A 21,308-nucleotide genomic window follows, 5' to 3' on the forward strand; every position below is an offset into this window, starting at 1 on the left:
GTCACCGCGCTGTGCGTTGCTGAGCCATGACCGACCCCTCCCGCGAACGCGCCCACCAGGCCTGGCGATCGGCCCAGAAGATCCGCAAGCTGTCCGACGGCATGTTCAAGGTGGGCCCTTGGGGCGTCGGACTGGACGGGATGCTGGCCTGGGTGCCGGGGGTCGGCACGGCCTACTCCCTGGGAGCCGGCGGGCTGCTGCTTTACGAAGCCTCGCAGTGCGGCGCTTCGAAGGCCACCCTCGGCAAGATGGCCGGCTGGCTTGCCGCCGACACCGCCTTCTCCGGAGTACCGCTCGTGGGGTGGGCCATCGACACCTTCTTTCGCGGCCATCGCATGGCCGCGCGCGAACTGCAGCGCGACATCGAACGCCGCCATGGTCGGCCGGTGCTGCATGAGGGGCTTGGCGGCCGGAGCGCCTCCGCGATGCGCGACGTCACCCCGCGCCGGAGCTGAGGCCGCCGGGCCACGACAGGCAGCGCGGCGTCTGCTATGCGGCGCCATGGGGGACCCGTCGTGCCGCTGAGCGACAGACCAGCTTACTGCACCGTGGATCGCGAACTGCGGTTCCTGTCGGTCAACGACACCATGCTGCGCGTGCTCGGCAAGGCGCGGGAGGAGATGGTCGGGCGGACCTACCTCGAGGTCTATCCGCAAGCCGAGGGCGGCGAGGTGCACCTGGCCCTGCAGCGGGCGCTCAAGTCACTCACGCCCCAGAAGGAGCGGCTGTGGTCGCGGCCGCTGAACCGGTCGTTGGACATGGAGATCTATCCGGTGGCCGACGGGTTGCAGGTGGCCTTCTCGCCGGCGGATTAAGTCCTACTCAGCGAGCGCCCCCGCCGGCCCGGGCTCGGCGCGCAGGAGCGCCTGGCGCCGCCACTGCACGAGCGAACGCCAGGCCCACTCGAAGGGGCCATAGCGGAACCGAGCCAGCCAGGGCCGGCTCCAAAGCAGGATGAAAGCCCAGACGCCGGCGACCACGAACAGCAGCTGGGCGCGCGACAGCTCGCCGAACAGGCCGAACCCCCAGCCGCCGAACAGGGCCGCGGTGATGATCGAGGTCATGAGGTAGTTGCTGAAGGCCATGCGCCCGGCGGCGGCGAGGCGGTCCACCAGGGGCCCCGTCGCGCCTGAACGGACCAGCAGAAGCAGGGCGGCGGCGTGGGCGAGGGCGATGAACGGACGCGTGGTCTGCTGCCAGACCTCGAGCTCATGCAAGACCAGGGGTTCGAAGCCGCTCCGCCAGATCAGCCAGGCGAGCCAGGCGGTGACGGGCGCGCAGACGAGGTAGCCGAAGGCGGCGAGCGCGGCGTAGGCGCGGCTTGTCCAGCGCAGGGTGAAGAAGCCCAGGCGAAAGAGCGCCATGCCGATGAACATCTGCCCGATCGCCTCGGGAATGGCGTCCTGCGGCAGGAAGTAGGTGTAGAACATCTTCAGGAGTTCGAGCCGCGCGTGGACGGCGTCGACGAAGCCGCCGCCGAAGCCCGCCAGCTCGGCCGCAGCAACCTGCGGCGGCGGGGCGATGGCTCCGCGCGCCTCCTGCCAGGCGGCCACGAGGGCGGCGGGGGCGCCAGGGGCGCTCGCCGCGGCGCGCAGCGTCGCCAGCTGCTCGGCCTGCCAGAGGTTCTTGGCCAGCAGGGCCAGAAGGATGGCTGCCCCGAGCGTGACCTGGGCGCGGGGCGACAGCTTGCGGAAGGGGAAGATCACCAGGCCGGCGACGGCGTAGGTGACCAGGATGTCGCCGAACCAGAAGAACACGGCGTGCAGCAAGCCGAACACCGCCAGCCAGAACATGCGGCGATAGTGGGTCTGAGCCGGCGAGAGGCCGCGGGCGCTCGCCGCTCGATCGGCGATCAGCACCGCGCTTGCGCCGAACAGGAAGGTGAACAGCGCGCGCATCTTGCCGTCGACGAGCACGTTGTTGACCGCCCAGGTCCACAGGTCCGCGCCCTCAGAGCCGCCGGCGAAGGTCGGCTGGAGGTAGGCGAAGGACGGCAGGCCCATGGCGACGATGTTCATCAGCAGGATGCCGAGCACCGCAAAGCCGCGGACCGCGTCAATGGACAGGTGGCGTTCGCCCGCGGGCGCGTTCCCGATGCCGCTCATGCTGTCTCCCCCAAGCCGCGGAGGATGACCACCAGGCGGGGCGTGTCAATCTTGCGTAACGCCGGTCCATGGGCGGAGCAGGGCGTCGTGCGCGAGCCCGCGTCGCGTTGACCTCAGGCCGGCTTTCGCCGCACCACCTCTTCGATGCCGGCGGCGCAATAGGCGTAGAGCCGGGCGCGCACGGCCTGCATGTCCGTGGAGCGGCACAGGCCGTCCGACAGCTGGTCGATGCGGCCGGTCTCCGAGAGCGCCAGCATCATCGAGCCGGTGAGGAACTGGTAACACCAGTAGAGGTCCCGGATCTCGGCTTCGGGAAGGGCCGCCTTCAGGGTCTCGACGAGCTGGTGGACCACGGGATCGAAGAAGCGGTGCATGGTCTCACCGCCCCACGCCGGGGTGTTGTTCACGAGCGCGACGAGCCGGAAGTAGTTGGTCCAGCCTTCATCGTTGGTGCTCGAAAGATCGATCAGCGGTCCGATGAACGCCTCGATCACGCCCTCGGTGGTCAGTCCCCCGGCGGCCTTGGCCACATAGGCTTTCATGGCGTCGAGCCGCGCCGCGTTGAGGATCTCGGCGCGGCGGGCGAACACGCTGTCGAACAGCTCGCGCTTGGCGCCGAAGTAGTAGTGGATCAGCGCCGTGTCGACGCCCGCCTCGGCCGCCACCTGGCGCACCGTGACCCCGTAGAAGCCATGACGGGAGAAGAGCGCTTCGGCGGCGTCGAGGATCGCCTCGCGCAGGTCGGGCCCCTGGCCCTTCGGTCGCCGGCCACGCGGCGTCGACGTTGGACTCGCGTTCAAATGGTCCCTCGCATGAACCGTCTGCCGCCCGGAGCTGGGCAGTTCGCTTCCTGTGGTGGTCGGCCGCCGGACGACCGAAGACAAGCTGATTCTTCGTCCAGGCGACCGCGACCGCCTGCCGGCGCCGAGGGTTGACGTCGAGCTGGGGCCGGGCGGCAGGGCAGGATCGAACGCGGGGGCTGCATCCTCAGCGCCGCCGATCCCGGGCGGGCGAGGCGAGCCGGTCCAGGAGCAGCGGCTCGCGCGCTGGCGGCTGCAAGGCAGGCTCGAGCCGCGCGGCCCAGAGACCGTCCAGCACCCGGTCCACCGCCGCCACGCGCTCGTCAGGCGCGAAGCGGCCGTAGTGCTCCAGCACGGTGCGGGGCGTGTCCTGGATGGCCCAGGCGGCATGCTGCGCCGACCCGGTCGCCTTCAGCACCTCGGTCGCGAGCACGGCGCGCAGGGCGTGGGGACCGTGTGGCAGCAGGCCCGGGATGGCGCCGCATCCGGTGAACGGGTTGCGCACTCCGTGGCGGCCTGTGATGCGGCGCCAGGCGGTGTAGAAGGCGCCGCGATCGTGCTCGGACCCGCAGCCCCGCGCGCGCCGCACGAAGAAGGCGCCGGAGTCCTCGGCGCTCCCCAGCACAAGGGCGCGGTCCTCGCCGAGCCAGGCGCAGATGTGGGCGTAGAGCCCGTCCCGGTCGGGAAGGACGCGCCGGAAGGGGCCGTTCCGGAAGAAGGAGGAGTGGGCGTTCTTGAAGGCTGCGGCCGGGGCGAAGACCTCCCAGGCCGCCTCGCCCGAGTTCCAGCGCAGCTCCGCGCGGCGCGCGATGGTGAGCTCCACCGCGCTGCGCGCTGCGCCGTGGGGGCGGCAGAACAGCAGTTCCCGCAGGTTGCGTGAGCGAAAGCCCAGCGTCAGGCCGATGCGCAGCATCAGGTAGTCCTGCCGGGCCTGCGCCGCCCCGAGCGGGTCGCGGGCCGGGTCGGGCGCCCGGGCCAGGACGTCGGCGGCGATCTTGAGGTACTCCGCCAGCGGCGAGCGCGCCTGCAGCACCGGCAGGATCGCCTCGTAAGGGTTCGGCTGACCCGGGCGAGGCGCTCGACCTCCTTGGCGCGCATACGCGAGAATCCTTCGAATGCGCGGCAGGCGCCCGCCCAGTCCGCCTGCAGGCGCGCGACCTCGCCCGCCTCGAGCAGGCCCGGGATCGGCTTCAGGGTCTGGGCCAGGTCCGGGCGCTGGGCGAGCCAGCCCGTGCCCGCACGGGCCAGGGCGCCGGCGCCGCCCACCATGCGGTGTTCCCAGGGGCTGAGGAAGCCGCGGCGCGCCTCGCGCCAGGCGATATACCAGTCCCAGACGGCGGGGACACAGAGCAGGGCGAAGGTGAGGCTGTCGCGCGGCGCCCCGAGGCCGCGGGCGGGACCGGTAGCGGGCGCGGCCAGGGCGCCGAACAGCAGGCCCAGGTGGTGGAGCTGCTGGCCGGCGGTGGCGGGGCTCCAGATCCCGTGGCGCAGCTGTCCGGCCGGGGCGAAGCGGGCGGTCTTGAAGGCGACCAGCTGGGCGGCCTGGGCGGCCAGGGCGTCGGGCGCGGCCCGCAGGCCGGCCACGGCCCGGCTGCGGTCGTCGAAGACCAGGGCGAAGGCGTGCTCGGAGGCGCTCTTCTGGTAGACCCGGGCGCGCGAGGCGCCGTGGTAGACGCTGCGCACCCAGGCGAGGATCTCGGCCTGTTGCTCCCGGGCCAGGTCGGCGAAGCCGGCGGGCAGGCGCCGTCCAGCGTCGTCATACAGGGTGGGCGGGGGGACCTCGGCGGCCGCGGCTGGTCCGAGCAGCTCGCTCAGCGCGCCGGCGGGCAGGTCGTAGCGCCGCTCGATGGCGGCCACCCGGGCGAGGCCCGCGGCGGTGCGCGGCCTGGCGGCTCCCCGCCGCCACATGGCGATGCGGCCGGCGGCGACGGGCTCCGCATGGCCAAGGGCGGCGGCGAGGGCGCCGTCCGTTTCTCCGGCCTGCCGCATGGCCGCGTCCAGGGCCGCGGCGAAGCCGCCGGGCGGCGGGCGCCTGGACCGCTGGCGCTGCTGCGCCGGCGCGGCGCGACGGCGCGACGGGGGGGTGGAGGCCCGCACGGGCGGGGCCGCGCCCAACTCGCGCAGCAGGGCTGCGAACCCGGGCCGCAGGCCCCGGGCGGCGATCCGCAGCGTCTGCAGGTCGACGCCGGCCTCGACGGCGATGACCGGCCACTGGAGGCGGCGGGGCGAGCCGGGCAGGGGCCGTTCCCGGGCCAGCTGCGCCTCGGCCCAGGCGCAGAGCGCGCAGGCGTCCGCGGGCGGCAGCCATGCCGGGCCGTGGCGGCCGAAGAAGGCGAGGATGGCGGCGCGGCGCATGCCCGAGCGGCGCGGCGGCGTGGGCTCGTGCGCGGGTTGGCAGGGTTCGGCGCTCGCCATGTCCTTCACCTCGTGTCGCATCGGGTGGAGACGCAGGCGGGGGCGCTTCACCCTCGCGGCCGGCCGCCGCGGGGATGGCGGCGCGCCTGGCGAGGCGCGCGCGGTCGTCCTGGACGATGGGTGAATTTCGTTGCCGGCGCCGTGACGCACCTCCGGGAGTGGAAAAATGGCGGTTAGGGGTCGGTAAGTTCCTGTTCCGCCGAGGGAAATTCCAGTTTGTGGCTCTGGAGGTCTCCCGTTCGATCCGGGGGCGCTGGTGAACAACACGCCGGCCTGGGGCGGGGAGACCATGCACCGGTTCTTCGACCCGGTGGTCCACCAGCTGGTGGAAACGCTCAAGGCCGCCCTGCCGGACGCCGAGATCCGCGACCTTTACTGGTGCTATCAGTTCCTCACCGGCTCGATGATGCTGGCGCTGTCGGAGACGGGTCGCATCGACCAGCTGTCCGACGGCCTCTGCCGCTCCACAGACATGGAGTCCGTGCGCGCCCGGCTCTACGCCTATTGCGCCGCGGGCATCCAGGAAGTCGTCCGCCGCAAACCCTCGCCGTGAGAAGGGGGCTGGCGTACTCGCCTTTCGACCGCGAAACTGTCTCCAACCAGAAGAACCCAGGGGAGGAGACCATGACCATCCACACCTCGCGCCGCACGCTCTTGGCCGGCGCCGCCGCCTTCGCGCTCGCCGGGCCCGCCCGAGGCGCGGTGAAGGTCGCGCCGCCGCAGTCAGCCGGCTTCAACCCGGCCGGCGTCGCCGCGCTGAATCGCGAGATGCACGCCCTGGTGGACCAGCAGAAGCTGGCCGGGGTGGTCACGCTGCTGGCCCGCAAGGGCAAGGTGGTGAACTTCGACGCCTACGGCGCGCTCGATGTCGCCACCAAGGCGCCGGCGCGCAACGACAGCATCTTCCGCATCGCCTCCATGACCAAGCCGATCACCGGCGTGGCCATGATGCAGCTCTACGAGCAGGGCCGCTGGCGCCTGGACGATCCAGTCGCCCGGCACATCCCGGAGTTCGCCGGGCTGAAGGTGAAGGCGGCCGACGGGACGCTCGTGGCGCAGGCCCAGCCGATGACCATGGCCCAGCTGATGAGCCACACCGCCGGGTTCGGCGTCAGTGCGGTCTACGAGAAGGAGAACCTCGCCGAAACCGACCTGCAGGGGATGATCGACAAGCTGGCCAAGCTGCCGCTGGTCAGTCAGCCCGGGACAGATTGGGCCTACGGCCCGGTGGTGAACATCCAGGGCTACTTGGTCGAGAAGCTGTCGGGCAAGTCGCTGGACCGCTACTTCCAGGATCACATCTTCACGCCGCTGAGGATGGTCGACACCCAGTTCTGGGTGGAGCCGGCGAAGGCCGCCCGGGTGTCGAAGGTCCACACCTATGACGCGGCCGGACGGATTGTCCCGACCCAGGCGGCGGTGCAGACGACCAAGCCCCGCTTCCTGTCCGGCAGCGGCGGGCTCTACTCGACCGCCGAGGACTACTACCGCTTCTGCCAGGCCCTGCTGAACGGCGGAACGCTGGAAGGCGCCAGGATCCTCAAGCCTGAGACCGTGCGCCTGATGCGCCAGGACGTGCTGCGGCCGGGCGTGAAGGTGGACCTCTATGGCCCCAACCAGGAGGGGCTCGGCTTCGGCATGGACTTCGCCGTGCACAAACGCCCGGCGGAGAGCGGCCTTCCGCACGGCCTCGACAGCTACTGGTGGGGCGGAGCGTTCGGAACCTGGTTCTGGATCGATCCGACCCACGACATCGTCTTCGTGGGCATGATCCAGAACGTCCGCGGCTCGGTCCCGGGCGGCGGCACGCCGGACGTGCGAGGGATTTCGCCGAAAGCCGTCTACGCAGCGCTCTCCGACCGAAGGGCGTGACGAAGCGCCACTGTGGCGCAATTTCATCACCTGATTAAAATCAGCGCCAGCCGCACCTCCCGCGGCTGGCGCTGGTCGCCCGAATTACGGCAGATTGCGCCGTAATTCGCTTTGCGATGAATTCTGCGCCGACCTTTCGCCAAACGGGGACGGACGGCGGCGCCGGGAGGATCTTATGAAAGCTCTCATGAAGGCGGCGCTCCTCGCGGGCGCGGCTTGGTCCGTCGTTCCCACCCTGGCCTTCGCCCAACAGGCGGCCGACGCCGACCAGGCGGTGGTCGAGGAACTGGTGGTCACCGCGCGGCGGCGTGAAGAGTCCCTGAAGGACGTGCCGGTCGCCGTCACCGCTGTCACCGCCGAGCGCCTGGAGCAGACGGGCGCGGTCGACATCACGACGCTGCAGCAGACCACGCCGAACCTCACCGTGCAGGTGGCGCGCGGCTCGAACTCGACCCTGATCTCCTTCATCCGCGGCGTCGGCCAGCAGGACCCGCTGTGGGGCTTCGAGCCGGGCGTCGGCCTCTACATCGACGACGTCTACGTCGCCCGCCCGCAAGGCGCGGTGCTCGACATCTTCGACATCGAGCGGATGGAAGTTCTGCGCGGGCCGCAGGGCACGCTCTATGGCCGCAACACCATCGGCGGGGCCATCAAGTACGTCACCGCCAAGATCGAAGGGGATCCGGAGCTGCGCCTGCGCGGGCAGTTCGGCTCGTACGATCAGCGCGACGTGATCGCCTCGGCCAAGGCCAAGGTGACCGACCAGCTCGGCATCGGCCTCACCTGGGCCAAGTTCAACCGGGACGGCTTCGGCACGAACCTGAGCACCGGCGCCGAGCACTACAACAAGGACGTCTCGGCCGCCCGCGCGACCGTCGAGTTCACGCCCAGCGAGGACCTGTTCTTCCGCCTGTCCGGCGACATCGTCACCGACCGGTCGAACCCGCGCCACGGCCACCGCGAGACGCCGCTGATCACCCTGGCGGGCGCGCAGCCGGCGTTCCCGGTGCTGGACGACGTCTATGACACGCGCGCGGGCTCGGGCGACCACAACCTCGTCGAGGCGCGCGGCGTCTCCTTCATGGGGCAGTGGGACGTCTCGGACGTGCTGACGGTGAAGTCGATCAGCGCCTACCGCGCCGGCGAGACCGAAGGCACGATCGACTTTGACAACGAGCGCGCGACCCTGCTCGACATTCCCGCCCGCTACAACGATCACCAGTTCACCCAGGAACTGCAGTTCCTCTACACCGGCGACCGTGTCCAGGGCGTCTTCGGCCTCTACTACCTCAACGCCACGGCGGCGGGCGCCTTCGACACCGTGCTCGGCCAGGCGAACACCACCACCGCCACCGCGGGCCATGTGGACACCGAGAGCTACTCGGCCTTCGCCGACGTCAGCTTCGATGTGACCGACGCCCTGTCGATCTCGGTGGGCGGCCGCTACACCCGCGACGAGAAGACCGGCCGCGTGTACCGCCAGAACTTCACGGGCATCCGCAGCCCGCTGTTCGGCAACACCCTCGCCGTGCCGGGCCTGCTGCGTTCGAACTTCACCAGCTCGGACAAGTACGAGCGCTTCACGCCGCGGGTGAGCGTCAGCTACGACATCAACCCGGACATGACCGGCTATGTCTCCTACAGCCAGGGCTTCAAGTCGGGCGGCTTCGACATGCGCGCCGACGCCATCCTCACGCCCAACTCGGTGAACGGGTATGATCCGGAGAAGGTGGAGTCCTACGAAGGCGGGCTGAAGGGCTACTTCTTCGACCGGCGCCTCTCCCTGAACTCCGCGGTCTTCTACGCCCGCTACAAGGACCAGCAGGTCACCCTCCAGACGCCGGTGGGCACGTCCATCGCCAGCCAGGTGCTGAACGTTGGCCGCTCGCACATGTACGGCGTCGAACTGGAAGGCGTGGCGACGATCACCGACTACCTGAGCGCCAACTTCGCGCTCGGCTACATCAAGGCCGAGTTCGACGAGTACCGGGCGCTCGATCTGACGGTGAGCCCGCCGGTGACCCGCGACTTCGCCGACAGCCGTGTGTTCCAGAACACGCCGGAATGGACCGGCTCGGTGGGGCTGACCTACACTCGTGATCTCGGCGACGCCGGCTCGATCAGCTTCATCCCGACCGCCTCCTACCGCTCGTCTTTCTCGATGTTCGAGATCCCCTCGATCCTCGACCAGGACAGCTACTGGCTGGTGGACGCCAGCCTCGTGTGGACCTCGGCCAACGACAAGTACCGCGTCGGCCTGCACGGCAAGAACCTGACTGAAGAAGAATACCGCGTCGGCGGCTACAACTTCCCGGGCGCCCTGTTCGGCAACTCGGTGACGGCGTACTACGGTCCGCCGCGTACGGTGATGCTGTCGCTCGAAGCGAAGTTCTAAGACAAGAGACGCCCGGCTCTCCTCCAGAGCCGGGCGTTTTTCATTGCTGTCCGGAGCCCCATGACCACGACGAACCCGTCCGCCGCGCCTGCGTCGGGCCGCTACCGCATCCTGGTGTTGGCCGTCCTGATCCTGGCCTACACCTTCAACTTCCTGGACCGGCAGATCCTCGGAATCCTCGCTGGGTCGATCAAGAAGGACCTGGGTCTCACCGACAGCCAGCTCGGGCTCATGGGCGGCCTGGCCTTCGCCCTGTTCTACACGGGCCTGGGCATCCCGATCGCCTGGTGGGCGGATCGCGGCAACCGCACCTGGATCATGACCGGCGCCCTGGCGCTCTGGAGCGGGTTCACCGCGCTTTGCGGCCTGGCCGGCGGCTTCACCCAGCTGTTCCTTTGCCGCATGGGCGTGGGCGTGGGCGAAGCGGGCGGCGTCGCGCCGGCCTATTCGCTGATCGCCGACTACTTCCCCAAGCACCAGAGGGCGCGGGCCTTCGCGGCCTATTCCTTCGGCATCCCGATCGGCTCGGCGCTGGGGATCCTGTTCGGCGGACTGATCGCCGCCTCCATCGACTGGCGCGCCGCCTTCGTGATCGTCGGGCTGGCTGGCCTGCTGCTGGCGCCCTTCTTCAAGCTGGTGGTGAAGGAGCCGGTCCGCGGCGCCATGGACGAAGCGCCGGCCGCGCCGGCGCCGCCGGCGGCGGGCGGCCTTGCGGCCCTGCTGGCGAAGCCCAGCTTCTGGCTGATTTCGCTGGGCGCGGCGGCCTCGTCGGTGTGCGGCTATGGGGTGGCCTTCTGGCTGCCGTCCTTCTTCGAGCGCAGCCTGGGCATGGGCCTCGTGGATCGCTCGCTGTTCCTGGGGGTGATGACGCTGTTCGGCGGCGTGGCCGGCGTCTGGCTTGGCGGCTGGCTAGGCGATAAGCTGGGCCGGGCGCGGCCGCAGGCCTATCTGCTGGTCCCGGCGGTGTGCTTCCTGGTGGCGCTGCCCTGCTTCTTCCTGGCCGTGCAGGCGCAGAACCTGGTCGTCGTCTTCCTGCTGCTGCTGATCCCGACCGGGCTGAACCTGGCTTGGCTGGGGCCGGTGGTGACCGCGGTGCAGCATCTGGTGGCGCCGGCCCAGCGCACGACCGCCTCCGCCTGCTTCCTGTTCGTGAACAACCTGATCGGGCTTGGGCTCGGAACCTGGTTCTTCGGCGCCGTGTCGGACGCGCTGACGCCCCGCTTCGGGGTGGAGGCGCTGCGCTACGCCATCTACTCCGGCCTGGGCTTCTATGTGGTCAGCGCCGCGTTGCTCGGTCTGGGCGCCCTGCGCCTGCGCCGCGACTGGGTGGAATGACGACCATTCGTCGCAGTAATTCCACCACAGGTGAATTACCGCTTGCGTTTGTGCGCTGCAGCGTGAATCTGGTGGCGCCCTTCGGGGCGTTTCCTCCCTATGAACTGGCCGCGCCGCTGGCGCGGCCTTTTTTTGCGCGCCAGCTCTCGTGGCGGCGCAGCTTGGCTGCGTGATAGACCAGCCGGCCCTCACCTGGAGCAGACCGTGAAGTCCGGCCTCGTCGTCCTCTGCCTGTCCGCCGCGCTGCTCGTGTCCTGCGACCGCAAGCCTGCGCCGGCGCCCCAGCCAGTGGTCGCGCCCGTCCAGACCGCAGAGCGCGCGGGACCCGTTCGCTGGAACGCGGCCGCCGGCGTGTTCGAGATCGGCGGCGCGCCGCTGCGCACCGCGCGCCTGTGGACATTCGACGGCTCCACGGACGGGTTCGTCGGGCAGGGTAGCGAGGTCATCCCGGCTGACCCCCAGGGCCTGGCGGTGACGATGGCGAACTCGCCGTTGCGTTCGCCCCGCGGGCTGCAGGCGCCCGGCGCGCAGTTCCCCCTGGTGCTGGTACGGCTGACGCGCCTGGCGGCAGGGCAGGGGTGGAACGGGGCGCTGTACTACTCGACGACCCTGCACGGCGAGGGTGGCGACTGGCTCGGCCTGCCGCTGGACAACACCCCGCCCAAGGTCGGCGAAACGGTCACCCTCGTCTACGACATGAGCCGTCAGGCCCGGGGCGCCCCCGACTGGACGGAGTCCGTGATCGAACAGATCCGGCTCGACCTGGAAGGCCGCGGCGGCGGACGCTTCGTCATCCACCAGGTGGCCCTCGCCGCGCCGTCGGACGGCGTGGCCCTGCCCGCGGCGGGCGGCTCCGCGGCCGGGGTGATGGAGCCGGTCCCCGCTGAGCTGCGGGACCGGCTCGCGCCCGCTCCCGTGGCCAAGGGCTGCAACGTCGAGGAGGCGGCGCTGACCCGCGCAGGGGAGGGGGAGATCCTCAGCCTCGCCGGATGGATTTCCGAGCTCGGCCCCGCGAACACGTCGCCCGAGGGGCTGGCGCGATTGCAGGGACCCGGCGGTGATTTCGTCGCGGCGCTGACGGTGAACGGCCCGCGCAAGGACGTGGCCCGCCACTTCGACCTGCCGTCCGCGCACGACAGCGGCTTCAGCGCCACCCTGCGCCTCCCGCAACTGACGCCCGGGAGCTATTCGGCTTGGGTGTATCGTCGCACCCCCACGGGGTGGGTCGTCTGCAAGGCCGCCCAGCCGCTAAACCTGCCCTGACCGCGACCTTCGGTCCGCTTCGCTGGCCTTGGTTACGTGATATTCGCCCGGTCCGCCCGCATCCGCTTGCCTCGGAGACGCGCCATGTCCCAGACCCAGGTCCTCATCGCCGACGACGATCCGCTGCTCCGGGCGATCCTGGAGCACAAGCTGGCCGCCGCCGGATATCAGGTGAGCAGCGTCGAGGACGGCCGCGCGGCCGTTGAGGCCGCCGAGGCGAGCCGGCCGCAGTTTGTCGTGCTGGACGCCATGATGCCCGTCATGGACGGTTTCGAGGCGCTCCGCCGGCTGAAGGAGAACCCCGCCCTGGACGGCGTCACCGTGGTGATGCTCACCGCCTTGAAGCGGGATCAGGACGTGCTCGGCGCCCTCAAGCTCGGCGCCGCCGATTACCTCGCCAAGCCCTTCAATCCCGACGAGCTCGTCGCTAGGCTGGACCGGTTGGCCGCCCAGCGGAGCCCTACGTGAAGACAGTTCTTGCGGCGGCCCTGTTCGCCGCCGTACCCGCCGTCCTCTGCGCTCAGCCTGCAGACGACGGCGCACGCGGCCGCGAGTTGCGGCTGGCCGGCCGCCCGGCGGAGGCCATCCCGCTGCTGGAGGCAGCCGCCCAGGCGTCCCCTGCCGACGCCGACGTCTGGCTCGACCTTGGCCTGGCCTACGCCGCCGTCCAGCGCTACGCCGATGCCGAGCGGGCGCTCGCCCAGGCCCGCCGCCTCGCGCCCGAGTACATGGACGTCCAGCTGGCGCAGGCGCGCCTGGCCTACTGGCGCGGCGACGTGGCCGAGGCCGAGCGGCGGCTGCAGCCGATCCTTGCCGCAGGTGAACACGACGAGGCCCGCGAGCTGGCGGCGCAGTTGGCTGCAGCCCGGCAGGCCCAGCCTTACGCCTGGCGTGTCGACCTCTCCGGGGCGCGATCCAACCTGAGCGCCGGACTGTCGGACTGGAGCCGCGCCGCCGTGGCCGTGACCCGGCGGCTGTCCGACACGCGCAGCGTCGGCGCCTATGTGGAGCACGCGCAGCAGTTCGGCTTCGAGGACACCTATGGCGAGGCCACCTTCGGCTTCCGGCGTGGCTACGTTTCGCTGGGCGGCTCGGCCGACGCGGATTTCCGTCCCGAATGGCAGGTGCGCGGTGGCGTCTACGGCACCCCACATGCGATTGGCGCCGGCTGGACAGCGACGCTGTCGCTGGACGCGTCCTGGGCCCGCTACTGGAGCGGCGACGTGCGCTACGTGCAGCCCGCGGTGACCCTGGTGCATGGGCAGAGCTGGATCTATGCGCGCTGGATCAACTCCTTCGACGAGCGCGAGGACTACCGGTCGGGCTACAGCGTCTACGGCTCGTGGGCCGCCACCCCCAAGCTGCGGCTGTCCGCCGGCTGGGCCGCCGCACCGGAGTCCAACCAGGGCGTCACTGTGGACGTGAGGGCGCTCAGCGGCGGGGTCGCTGTGGACCTGGACTCGGCCACCACCGTGCGCCTCGACACCGTGCACGAGATGCGCGACGCCTATGACCGCACAGAGCTCTCCGTCGGCCTGACACGTCGATTCTGAGTCATGCCGCTGCTCGACGTCATCTGGTGGATCGCCGCCTTGCTGGTGGTCAGCGCCTTGGCCTGGATGAGCGGACTGATCCTGCTGCGGGTCGTCCACGCCCGCCGCACCACGCGGCGGGCGGCCGACCGCCGCCAGGTGGAGGCGGCGCTGATCGGCGCCATGCAGGGCCGCAGCGATGTCGAGGCGGCGTTCGCCCCGTTCCGCGGCCGCGCGCGATTGCTCGCCGAGACCCTGCTGGACTTCCTCGGCATCGTTCGTGGTGAGGACCGCCGCCTGGTCGTCGGCGCGCTCGAACACCTGGGCGCGGACCGCACGCTGCGCGAGCGTGTCTTCTCAGGATCGCTGCCAGGCCGGCTGGCGAGCGTGGAAGCGCTCGGAGCCTTCCCCGGCCCGGAGACCCAGTTCGCCCTGATCCGCGCCTCCACCCGCGGCCCAGCAGAGGTGCGCCTGGCCGCCCTTCGCTCCCTTTGGCAGGCCGGCGGGGAGGTGGATGTGGCGCGGCTGGTGGGCGGGCTGGAAGGCGGCGAGTTTCCGCCCTCCGGCGCTTTCAGCGAACTGCTGCGTCTGGTGGTGGAGGCTGACCCCGCCGCCGCTGTGGCGGCCCTGGAGCAGCTGGGGCGCAGCGCGCCGGCTCGCGGCCTGCTCGCCCAGGCCCTCGGCGCGGCGGGCGCCTACGGGGCGATCCCCGCCCTGACGGCGCAGGCGCAGGCCCCCGAAGCTCCGGTTCGCACCGCGGCGATCGAGGCCCTCGGGCGCCTGCAGCACCCCGCCGCTCAGCCCGTGCTCGCCCGCGCCCTCGGCGACAGCGACTGGCAGGTCCGGTCGGCCGCCGCCGACGCGGTCGGGGACGCGCGTCTGGCGGGCCTTGTCGAAGGCGTGGCGAACTTGCTGGACGACCCTGTCTGGCGCGTCCGCCACCAGGCCGCGGCGGCGCTTGGCAAGTTGGGCCCGGCGGGCACGGCGCGGCTGGAGGCCGTCGCCCGGTCTGACCACGAGGTGGCGCGCCACGCCGCGGCCCTGGTCCTGGCAGGGGTGGCATGATCGAGGTCGACCTGCAGGCGATCGCGCACGCGCTGACGCGCTTCGCCGAGTCCATCGCCTGGTTCGTGATCGCCGCCGGCCTGTTCCAGAACGCCTTCCACATCTGGCAGCTGGTGCTGGCCGCCCGGGCGCTTCGCCGGGACCGTGGCGGTCCGCAGGGACGCCTGCTGTGGCGGCGCTACGCCGAGACGGCCCCGCCCATCGCCCTGCTTGTGCCCGCCTATGGCGAGGAGCTGACCATCGTCGAGAGCGTGCGTTCCCTGCTGTCCCTGCAGTACCCCGCCTTCGAGGTGGTGGTGGTCAACGACGGATCGAAGGACCGCACGCTGGACGCCCTCCTCGAGGCCTTCGAGCTGCAGCCGGTGGACCGGGACTACGAACTGATCGCGCCCTGCGCGCGGATCCGCGGCCTCTACGCCACGGCGCGTCAGCCGAAACTGCTGGTGGTCGACAAGGAGAACGGCGGCAAGGCGGACGCCCTCAACGCGGCGCTCAACCTGTCGCGCGCGCCCATCGTCTGCTCCATGGACGCCGACAGCCTGCTCGAGCCCGACGCCCTGCTTCGCGCGGTGCGGCCGTTCGTCGAAGACCCGGAGCGGATGGTCGCCGTGGGCGGCTCGGTCCGGATCGCCAACGGCTGCGAAATCCGCTTCGGGCGGGTCACGCGGATCGGCGTGCCGCGGAACTTCCTGGCGGTGCTGCAGACCATCGAATACCTGCGCGCCTTTTTGATGGCCCGGCTGGCCTGGAGCGAGCTGCAGTCGCTGCTGATCATCTCGGGAGCGTTCGGCCTGTTCCGGCGCGAGCCGGTGCTGGCCGTCGGCGGCTACAGCCTGGGCACAGTGGGCGAGGACATGGAGCTGGTGGTCAAGCTCCACAAGCACTTCCGCCGCGAGAAGAAGCCGTACAGGGTGGTGTTCCTGCCCGAACCGGTCTGCTGGACCGAGTGCCCCGAGGACCTGGGCGTGCTTGGCCGCCAGCGGGCCCGCTGGCACCGGGGCGCGCTGGAGACGTTCGAGCGGCACCGGGACGTGCTCTTCAATCCGCGCTATGGGCGCGTGGGCGTCCTGGGCTTCGGCTATATCCTGATCGTCGACGTCCTTGGGCCGTTCATCGAGCTGGCCGGCTATGTGCTCGTCCCGGCCTTCTATCTGCTGGGCGTGCTCAACGCGGCCTACCTGTGGGCCTTCCTCGCGGTGAGCTTCGCGTTCGGCGTCGTACTCAGCGTCGGCGCCCTGGCGCTGGAGGAAAGCGAGCTCCGGCGCTTCCCGGACGTGAAGAGCCTGGTCGTGCTGATGCTGGCCGGGATCGTCGAAAACTTCGGCTACCGGCAGATCAACAACTTCTGGCGGGTCCGGGGCACCTGGCAGTATCTGACCAAGCAGCACAGCTGGGGGACCATGACCCGGCGGGGGTTCACGAAGGCCGCGTAGCCTCGGCCATGGACGCGAGCAGGGCGGCCCAGTCGGCGGGGTTCGCCTCGCCGTCGACGAGCTGTTCGTCGACCACGGCCGCCAGCCGGCCGAGGTCCGCGAAGCCCAGCATCCCGGCTGTGCCGGCCAGCCGATGGACCAGGGGGCGGGGCTCGGCGCCGGCCCGGAGCTGCGCCAGGTCCTCCCGGGTCCGGTCCAGGAAGCGTGTCCGGAGGCTCGCCAGGGGATCGTTCATGCGCCTTGCCTAGCACGACGGGGTGAGTTTCGCCTGGGTCCCACTGTGTTAGAAAAATCTTCCACCGGTGCAGCTTTTCGCCCATCGACAGGGGCTGATCTTGCCGGGTAAATGCCCGCGATTGCACGTCACGGCCCCCTCAACGGTGGAGGTCCGGCCGCGTTTCGGCGTGCCCGATGGGGTTGAAGATGGCTCTGCCCGAGCGGCAAGGATTGTATGATCCGGCGAACGAGCACGATGCGTGCGGCGTGGGTTTCGTGGCCAATATCAAGGGCCGCAAATCGCACGAGGTGATCGAGGCCGGGCTGCAGATCCTGGTCAACCTGGATCACCGCGGCGCGGTGGGCGCCGACCCGCTGGTCGGCGACGGCGCGGGCATCCTGATTCAGATCCCCGACGCCCTTTATCGCACCTGGGCGCAAGGGGAGGGCATCGAGCTTCCCCCGGCCGGCGAGTACGCGGTCGGCATGTGCTTCCTGCCGCAGGACGCGGCGGCCCGGAACGCCGCCATCGAGCAGTTCGAGCACTTCCTGCGCGTCGAGAAGCAGCCGCTGCTGGGCTGGCGCGACGTGCCGGTGGACACCACGGGCCTGGGCGAGGCGGTGCTCGCCTCCATGCCGGTGGTTCGCCAAGCCTTCATCGGCCGGGGTCCCAATGTGCGTGACCAGGACGCCCACGAGCGCAAGCTGCTCGCGGTGCGCAAGCAGACGCAGAACCCGCTGAAGGATCTTGCGGCGAAGCGCGGGCTTCCCGACGTCGCCGAGTTCTACATGCCGTCCCTCTCGACCCGCACGGTCGTCTACAAGGGCCTGCTGCTCGCCCACCAGGTGGGCTCTTTCTACAAGGACCTGCAGGACGAGCACGCGGAGTCCGCCCTCGCCCTGGTCCACCAGCGCTTCTCGACCAACACCTTCCCGTCCTGGCGCCTGGCGCACCCGTACCGGTTCATCGCTCACAACGGCGAGATCAACACGGTGCGCGGCAACGTGAACTGGATGAACGCCCGTCGCCGAACGCTGGAAAGCGAGCTGCTGGGGCCCGACCTGAACAAGATGTGGCCGCTGATCCCGCACGGCCAGTCGGACACGGCCTGCCTGGACAACGCGTTGGAGCTTCTGGTGGCGGGCGGCTACCCGATCGCGCACGCGATGATGATGCTGATGCCGGAGGCTTGGGCCGGCAATCCGCTGATGAGCAAGGAGCGCCGCGCCTTCTACGAGTACCACGCCGCTCTGATGGAGCCGTGGGACGGCCCGGCGGCGGTGGCGTTCACCGACGGGCGGCAGATCGGCGGCACGCTCGACCGCAACGGCCTGCGTCCGGCGCGGATCATCATCACCGACCAGGATCATGTGATCATGGCCTCGGAATCGGGCGTGCTCGACGTCCCGGAGGAGCGGATCGTCCGCAAGTGGCGCCTGCAGCCCGGCAAGATGCTGCTGATCGACATGGAGCAGGGCCGGATCATCGAGGACGAGGAGCTGAAGCGCACGCTCGCCGAGGCCGCGCCCTACGAGGAGTGGCTGGCCGAGACCCAGTTCAAGCTGGAGGAGCTGTCGCTGGCGCCCGAGGCCGAGCAGCCGCGCAGCAACGACCCTGAGACCCTGCTCGATCGCCAGCAGGCCTTCGGCTACACGCAGGAGGACCTCAAGTTCTTCCTGGAGCCCATGGCCAAGATGGGCGACGACCCCGTCGGCTCCATGGGGGCGGACACGCCGATCGCCGTGCTCTCGCGCCGGCCCAAGCTGCTCTACGAGTACTTCAAGCAGAACTTCGCCCAGGTCACCAACCCGCCGATCGACCCGATCCGGGAAGAGCTGGTGATGAGCCTGGTCTCGATGATCGGGCCGCGCCCAAACCTGCTGGGCCGCCAGGCCGGGCACCACAAGCGCCTCGAGGTCGCCCAGCCGATCCTCACCGACGAGGACCTGGCCAAGATCCGCGCCATCCACGACCTGCTGGACGGCGCCTTCTGCACGGCGACCATCGACACCACCTGGCCCGCCGAAGACGGGGCGGAGGGGCTTGAGCGGGCGATCGAGCGCATCTGCCAGGAAGCGACCAACCAGGTCCTGGCCGACGTCAACATCCTGATCCTGTCGGACCGCGCCACGTCCGCGGACCGCATCCCGATCCCGGCGGCGCTCGCCACCGCGGCCGTGCACCATCACCTGATCCGCCAGGGCCTGCGCATGCAGACCGGCCTGGTCATCGAGACCGGCGAGGCGCGCGAAGTGCACCACTTCTGCGTGTTAGCCGGCTACGGCGCGGAAGCCGTGAACCCGTACCTCGCCTTCCAGACCATCGAGGAACTGCGCGCCCAGAACGACCTGCCGGTCTCGGCCTACGAGGCCCGCAAGAACTACATCAAGGCGGTCGGCAAGGGCGTGCTGAAGGTGATGTCCAAGATGGGCATCTCCACCTACCAGTCCTACTGCGGGGCGCAGATCTTCGACGCGGTCGGCCTCTCGTCCGAGCTGATCGGCAAGTATTTCACCGGCACGGCGACCACCATCGAAGGCATCGGCCTGCAGGAGATCGCCGAGGAGTGCGTGCGCCGCCACCGCGACGCCTACGGCGACAACCCGATCTACAAGACCATGCTGGACGTGGGCGGGCAGTACGCCTGGCGCCTGCGCGGCGAGGCCCACGCCTGGAGCCCGGAATCCGTCTCGCGGCTGCAGCACGCGGTGCGCGCCAACCTGCCTGACGAGTACCGGACCTTCGCCGCCTCGATCAACGAACAGTCCGAGCGGCTGCTGACGCTTCGCGGCCTAATGCGCTTCAAGCCGGCGGATCGGCCGATCCCGCTGGACGAGGTCGAGCCGGCCGCCGAGATCGTCAAGCGGTTCTCCACCGGCGCCATGTCGTTCGGCTCGATCAGCCGCGAGGCCCACACGACGCTCGCCATCGCCATGAACCGCATCGGCGGGCGCTCGAACACCGGCGAGGGCGGCGAGGAGAGCGACCGCTTCAAGCCGCTGCCCAACGGCGACTCCATGCGCTCGGCCATCAAGCAGGTGGCGTCGGGACGCTTCGGCGTCACGACCGAGTACCTGGTGAACGCCGACGACATCCAGATCAAGATGGCCCAGGGCGCCAAGCCCGGAGAGGGCGGCCAGCTGCCCGGGCACAAGGTCGACAAGAACATCGCCCGGGTCCGGCACTCGACCCCAGGCGTGGGCCTGATCAGCCCGCCGCCGCACCACGACATCTATTCGATCGAGGACCTGGCGCAGCTCATCCACGACCTGAAGAACGTCAACACCAGGGCCCGCATCTCGGTGAAGCTGGTGTCCGAGGTTGGCGTGGGCACCGTGGCGGCCGGGGTCGCCAAGGCGCGGGCCGACCACGTGACGATCTCGGGGTTTGAGGGCGGCACCGGCGCCTCGCCGCTGACGTCGCTGACGCATGCGGGCTCACCGTGGGAGATCGGCCTGGCGGAGACCCAGCAGACCCTGCTGCTGAACGGCCTGCGCACCCGGATCGCCGTACAGGTGGACGGCGGGCTGCGGACCGGTCGCGACGTGGCCATCGGAGCCCTGCTCGGTGCCGACGAGTTCGGCTTCGCCACCGCGCCGCTGATCGCCGCGGGCTGCATCATGATGCGCAAGTGCCACCTGAACACCTGTCCGGTGGGCGTGGCGACCCAGGACCCGGTGCTGCGCGCGCGGTTCACCGGCCAGCCAGAGCACGTGATCAACTACTTCTTCTTCGTGGCCGAAGAGCTGCGGGAGATCATGGCCGAGATGGGCTTCCGGACGCTCAACGAGATGATCGGACGGGTCGACCGTCTCGACATGAGCCCCGCGCTGGACCACTGGAAGGCCAACGGGGTCGACCTGTCCCGCATCCTCTATGCGGCGCCGGCCGAGGGGCAGAAGGGACTCTGGAACACGGACCGGCAGGACCATGGTCTCGGCGGTGTCCTTGACCATACCCTGATCGCGGACGCCAAGGCGGCGTTGGAGACAGGGCAGGCGGTCCGGGGCGAATACCAGATCCGCAACATCAACCGCACGACGGGCGCCATGCTCTCGGGCGAGGTGGCGCGGCGCTACGGTCACGCCGGACTTCCCGACGACACCATTTCGCTGAAGTTCCGCGGCGTCGCGGGGCAGAGCTTCGGCGCCTTCCTGGCGCGGGGCGTCACCGCCGAGTTGATCGGCGACGCCAACGACTACGTGGGCAAGGGGCTGTCCGGCGGGCGGGTGATCGTGCGCCAGCCGCCGGAGGCTCGTCGCGAGCCCACCCGCAACATCATCGTCGGCAATACGGTGCTCTACGGCGCCGTCGCGGGGGAGGCCTATTTCGAGGGCGTCGCCGGCGAGCGGTTCGCCGTGCGCAACTCCGGCGCGGTGGCCGTGGTCGAGGGCGTGGGCGACCACGGCTGCGAGTACATGACCGGCGGGGTGGTGGTGGTGCTCGGCGACACGGGCCGCAACTTCGCGGCCGGCATGAGCGGCGGCATCGCCTACGTCTACGACCCGCGCGGGCGGTTCGAGGAGCTGTGCAACAAGGCCATGGTCCAGCTGGAGCGCATCCAGCCGGCGCAGGCGGGGCCGTTCAGCACCGCCGACGAGCCCTTCCGGCCAAGCCAGCGGGCGCTCAGCGTGGACAATGCGGGCATGGGCGACGTGCTGCGGTTCGACGCCGAACGCCTGCGCATCCTGATCGAGCGCCACCGGCTGCACACCGGCAGCCGCCGCGCCGCCGAGATCCTGGAGAACTGGGACGAGGCGCTGGGCTCCTTCGTGAAGGTGATGCCCACCGATTATCGCCGCGCGTTGCTCGACCTGGCGGCCGAGCGCGAGACGCTGCCCGTCGTGGCCGCCGAGTAGACCTTTAGAGTTCGGAG

General features: G+C 70.4%; 15 protein-coding genes and 1 pseudogene. 12 read left to right on the plus strand and 4 right to left on the minus strand.

Annotation, left to right across the window (positions count from 1 at the left end):
* Positions 1–26: 26 nt before the first annotated feature.
* A complete protein-coding gene (locus tag VIL67_RS18880; protein WP_332050471.1) occupies positions 27–455 on the plus strand; it encodes a DUF4112 domain-containing protein in 429 nt (142 codons plus the stop codon).
* A 60-nt stretch (positions 456–515) separates the two neighbouring features.
* Complete coding sequence (locus tag VIL67_RS18885; protein ID WP_332050472.1) at positions 516–815, plus strand: PAS domain-containing protein; 300 nt, start codon at positions 516–518, stop codon at positions 813–815.
* Between the two features lie 3 nt (positions 816–818).
* On the opposite strand, the gene VIL67_RS18890 is transcribed toward VIL67_RS18885, so the two are convergent.
* The 3 genes from VIL67_RS18890 to VIL67_RS18900 form a co-directional block, all read right to left on the minus strand.
* Entirely contained in the window at positions 819–2,105 is a 1,287-nt protein-coding gene (locus VIL67_RS18890) for a DUF418 domain-containing protein (RefSeq protein WP_332050473.1), read from the minus strand.
* Positions 2,106–2,218: 113 nt separating this feature from the next.
* On the minus strand, positions 2,219–2,905 hold the full coding sequence (locus tag VIL67_RS18895; RefSeq protein WP_332050474.1) for a TetR/AcrR family transcriptional regulator: 687 nt from the start codon (positions 2,903–2,905) through the stop codon (positions 2,219–2,221).
* 912 nt (positions 2,906–3,817) lie between these two features.
* Positions 3,818–5,320: a hypothetical protein gene (locus VIL67_RS18900; RefSeq protein WP_332050475.1), complete on the minus strand. Its 1,503-nt coding sequence runs from the start codon at positions 5,318–5,320 to the stop codon at positions 3,818–3,820.
* 250 nt (positions 5,321–5,570) lie between these two features.
* Here VIL67_RS18900 and VIL67_RS18905 point away from each other — a divergent pair.
* From VIL67_RS18905 to VIL67_RS18945, 9 genes and pseudogenes are all read left to right on the plus strand, one after another.
* Positions 5,571–5,873 (plus strand): annotated as a pseudogene (locus VIL67_RS18905) (TetR/AcrR family transcriptional regulator); the annotation flags it as partial.
* Positions 5,874–5,944: 71 nt separating this feature from the next.
* On the plus strand, positions 5,945–7,192 hold the full coding sequence (locus VIL67_RS18910; protein WP_332050476.1) for a serine hydrolase domain-containing protein: 1,248 nt from the start codon (positions 5,945–5,947) through the stop codon (positions 7,190–7,192).
* Positions 7,193–7,367: 175 nt separating this feature from the next.
* The gene (locus VIL67_RS18915) at positions 7,368–9,587 is read left to right on the plus strand and encodes a TonB-dependent receptor (protein ID WP_332050477.1); all 2,220 of its coding nucleotides are present in this window, start codon (positions 7,368–7,370) and stop codon (positions 9,585–9,587) included.
* A gap of 60 nt (positions 9,588–9,647) precedes the next feature.
* Positions 9,648–10,922 (plus strand): spinster family MFS transporter, encoded by a 1,275-nt coding sequence (locus VIL67_RS18920; protein WP_332050478.1) that lies wholly within the window; start codon positions 9,648–9,650, stop codon positions 10,920–10,922.
* A 204-nt stretch (positions 10,923–11,126) separates the two neighbouring features.
* On the plus strand, positions 11,127–12,185 hold the full coding sequence (locus VIL67_RS18925) for a hypothetical protein (RefSeq protein ID WP_332050479.1): 1,059 nt from the start codon (positions 11,127–11,129) through the stop codon (positions 12,183–12,185).
* An 84-nt stretch (positions 12,186–12,269) separates the two neighbouring features.
* Positions 12,270–12,653: a response regulator transcription factor gene (locus VIL67_RS18930; RefSeq protein ID WP_332050480.1), complete on the plus strand. Its 384-nt coding sequence runs from the start codon at positions 12,270–12,272 to the stop codon at positions 12,651–12,653.
* Entirely contained in the window at positions 12,650–13,738 is a 1,089-nt protein-coding gene (locus VIL67_RS18935; RefSeq protein WP_332050481.1) for a YaiO family outer membrane beta-barrel protein, read from the plus strand. The genes VIL67_RS18930 and VIL67_RS18935 overlap by 4 nt, the downstream gene beginning before the upstream one ends.
* 3 nt (positions 13,739–13,741) lie before the next feature.
* Positions 13,742–14,782, plus strand: a complete 1,041-nt coding sequence (locus VIL67_RS18940) for a HEAT repeat domain-containing protein (RefSeq protein ID WP_332050482.1) — start codon at positions 13,742–13,744, stop codon at positions 14,780–14,782.
* Positions 14,779–16,215 (plus strand): glycosyltransferase family 2 protein, encoded by a 1,437-nt coding sequence (locus VIL67_RS18945; protein ID WP_332050483.1) that lies wholly within the window; start codon positions 14,779–14,781, stop codon positions 16,213–16,215. The genes VIL67_RS18940 and VIL67_RS18945 overlap by 4 nt, the downstream gene beginning before the upstream one ends.
* On the opposite strand, the gene VIL67_RS18950 is transcribed toward VIL67_RS18945, so the two are convergent.
* Positions 16,199–16,450 (minus strand): Hpt domain-containing protein, encoded by a 252-nt coding sequence (locus tag VIL67_RS18950; RefSeq protein ID WP_332050484.1) that lies wholly within the window; start codon positions 16,448–16,450, stop codon positions 16,199–16,201. The two genes, VIL67_RS18945 and VIL67_RS18950, sit on opposite strands and share 17 nt — an antisense overlap.
* A 188-nt stretch (positions 16,451–16,638) precedes the next feature.
* On the opposite strand from VIL67_RS18950, the gene gltB reads away from it, so the two are divergent.
* Complete coding sequence (gene gltB / locus VIL67_RS18955; protein ID WP_332050485.1) at positions 16,639–21,291, plus strand: glutamate synthase large subunit; 4,653 nt, start codon at positions 16,639–16,641, stop codon at positions 21,289–21,291.
* The last annotated feature ends 17 nt before the right edge of the window (positions 21,292–21,308 follow it).

The organism is Phenylobacterium sp. (genome assembly GCF_036563385.1).
In the GTDB taxonomy this organism is placed as follows: domain Bacteria; phylum Pseudomonadota; class Alphaproteobacteria; order Caulobacterales; family Caulobacteraceae; genus Phenylobacterium.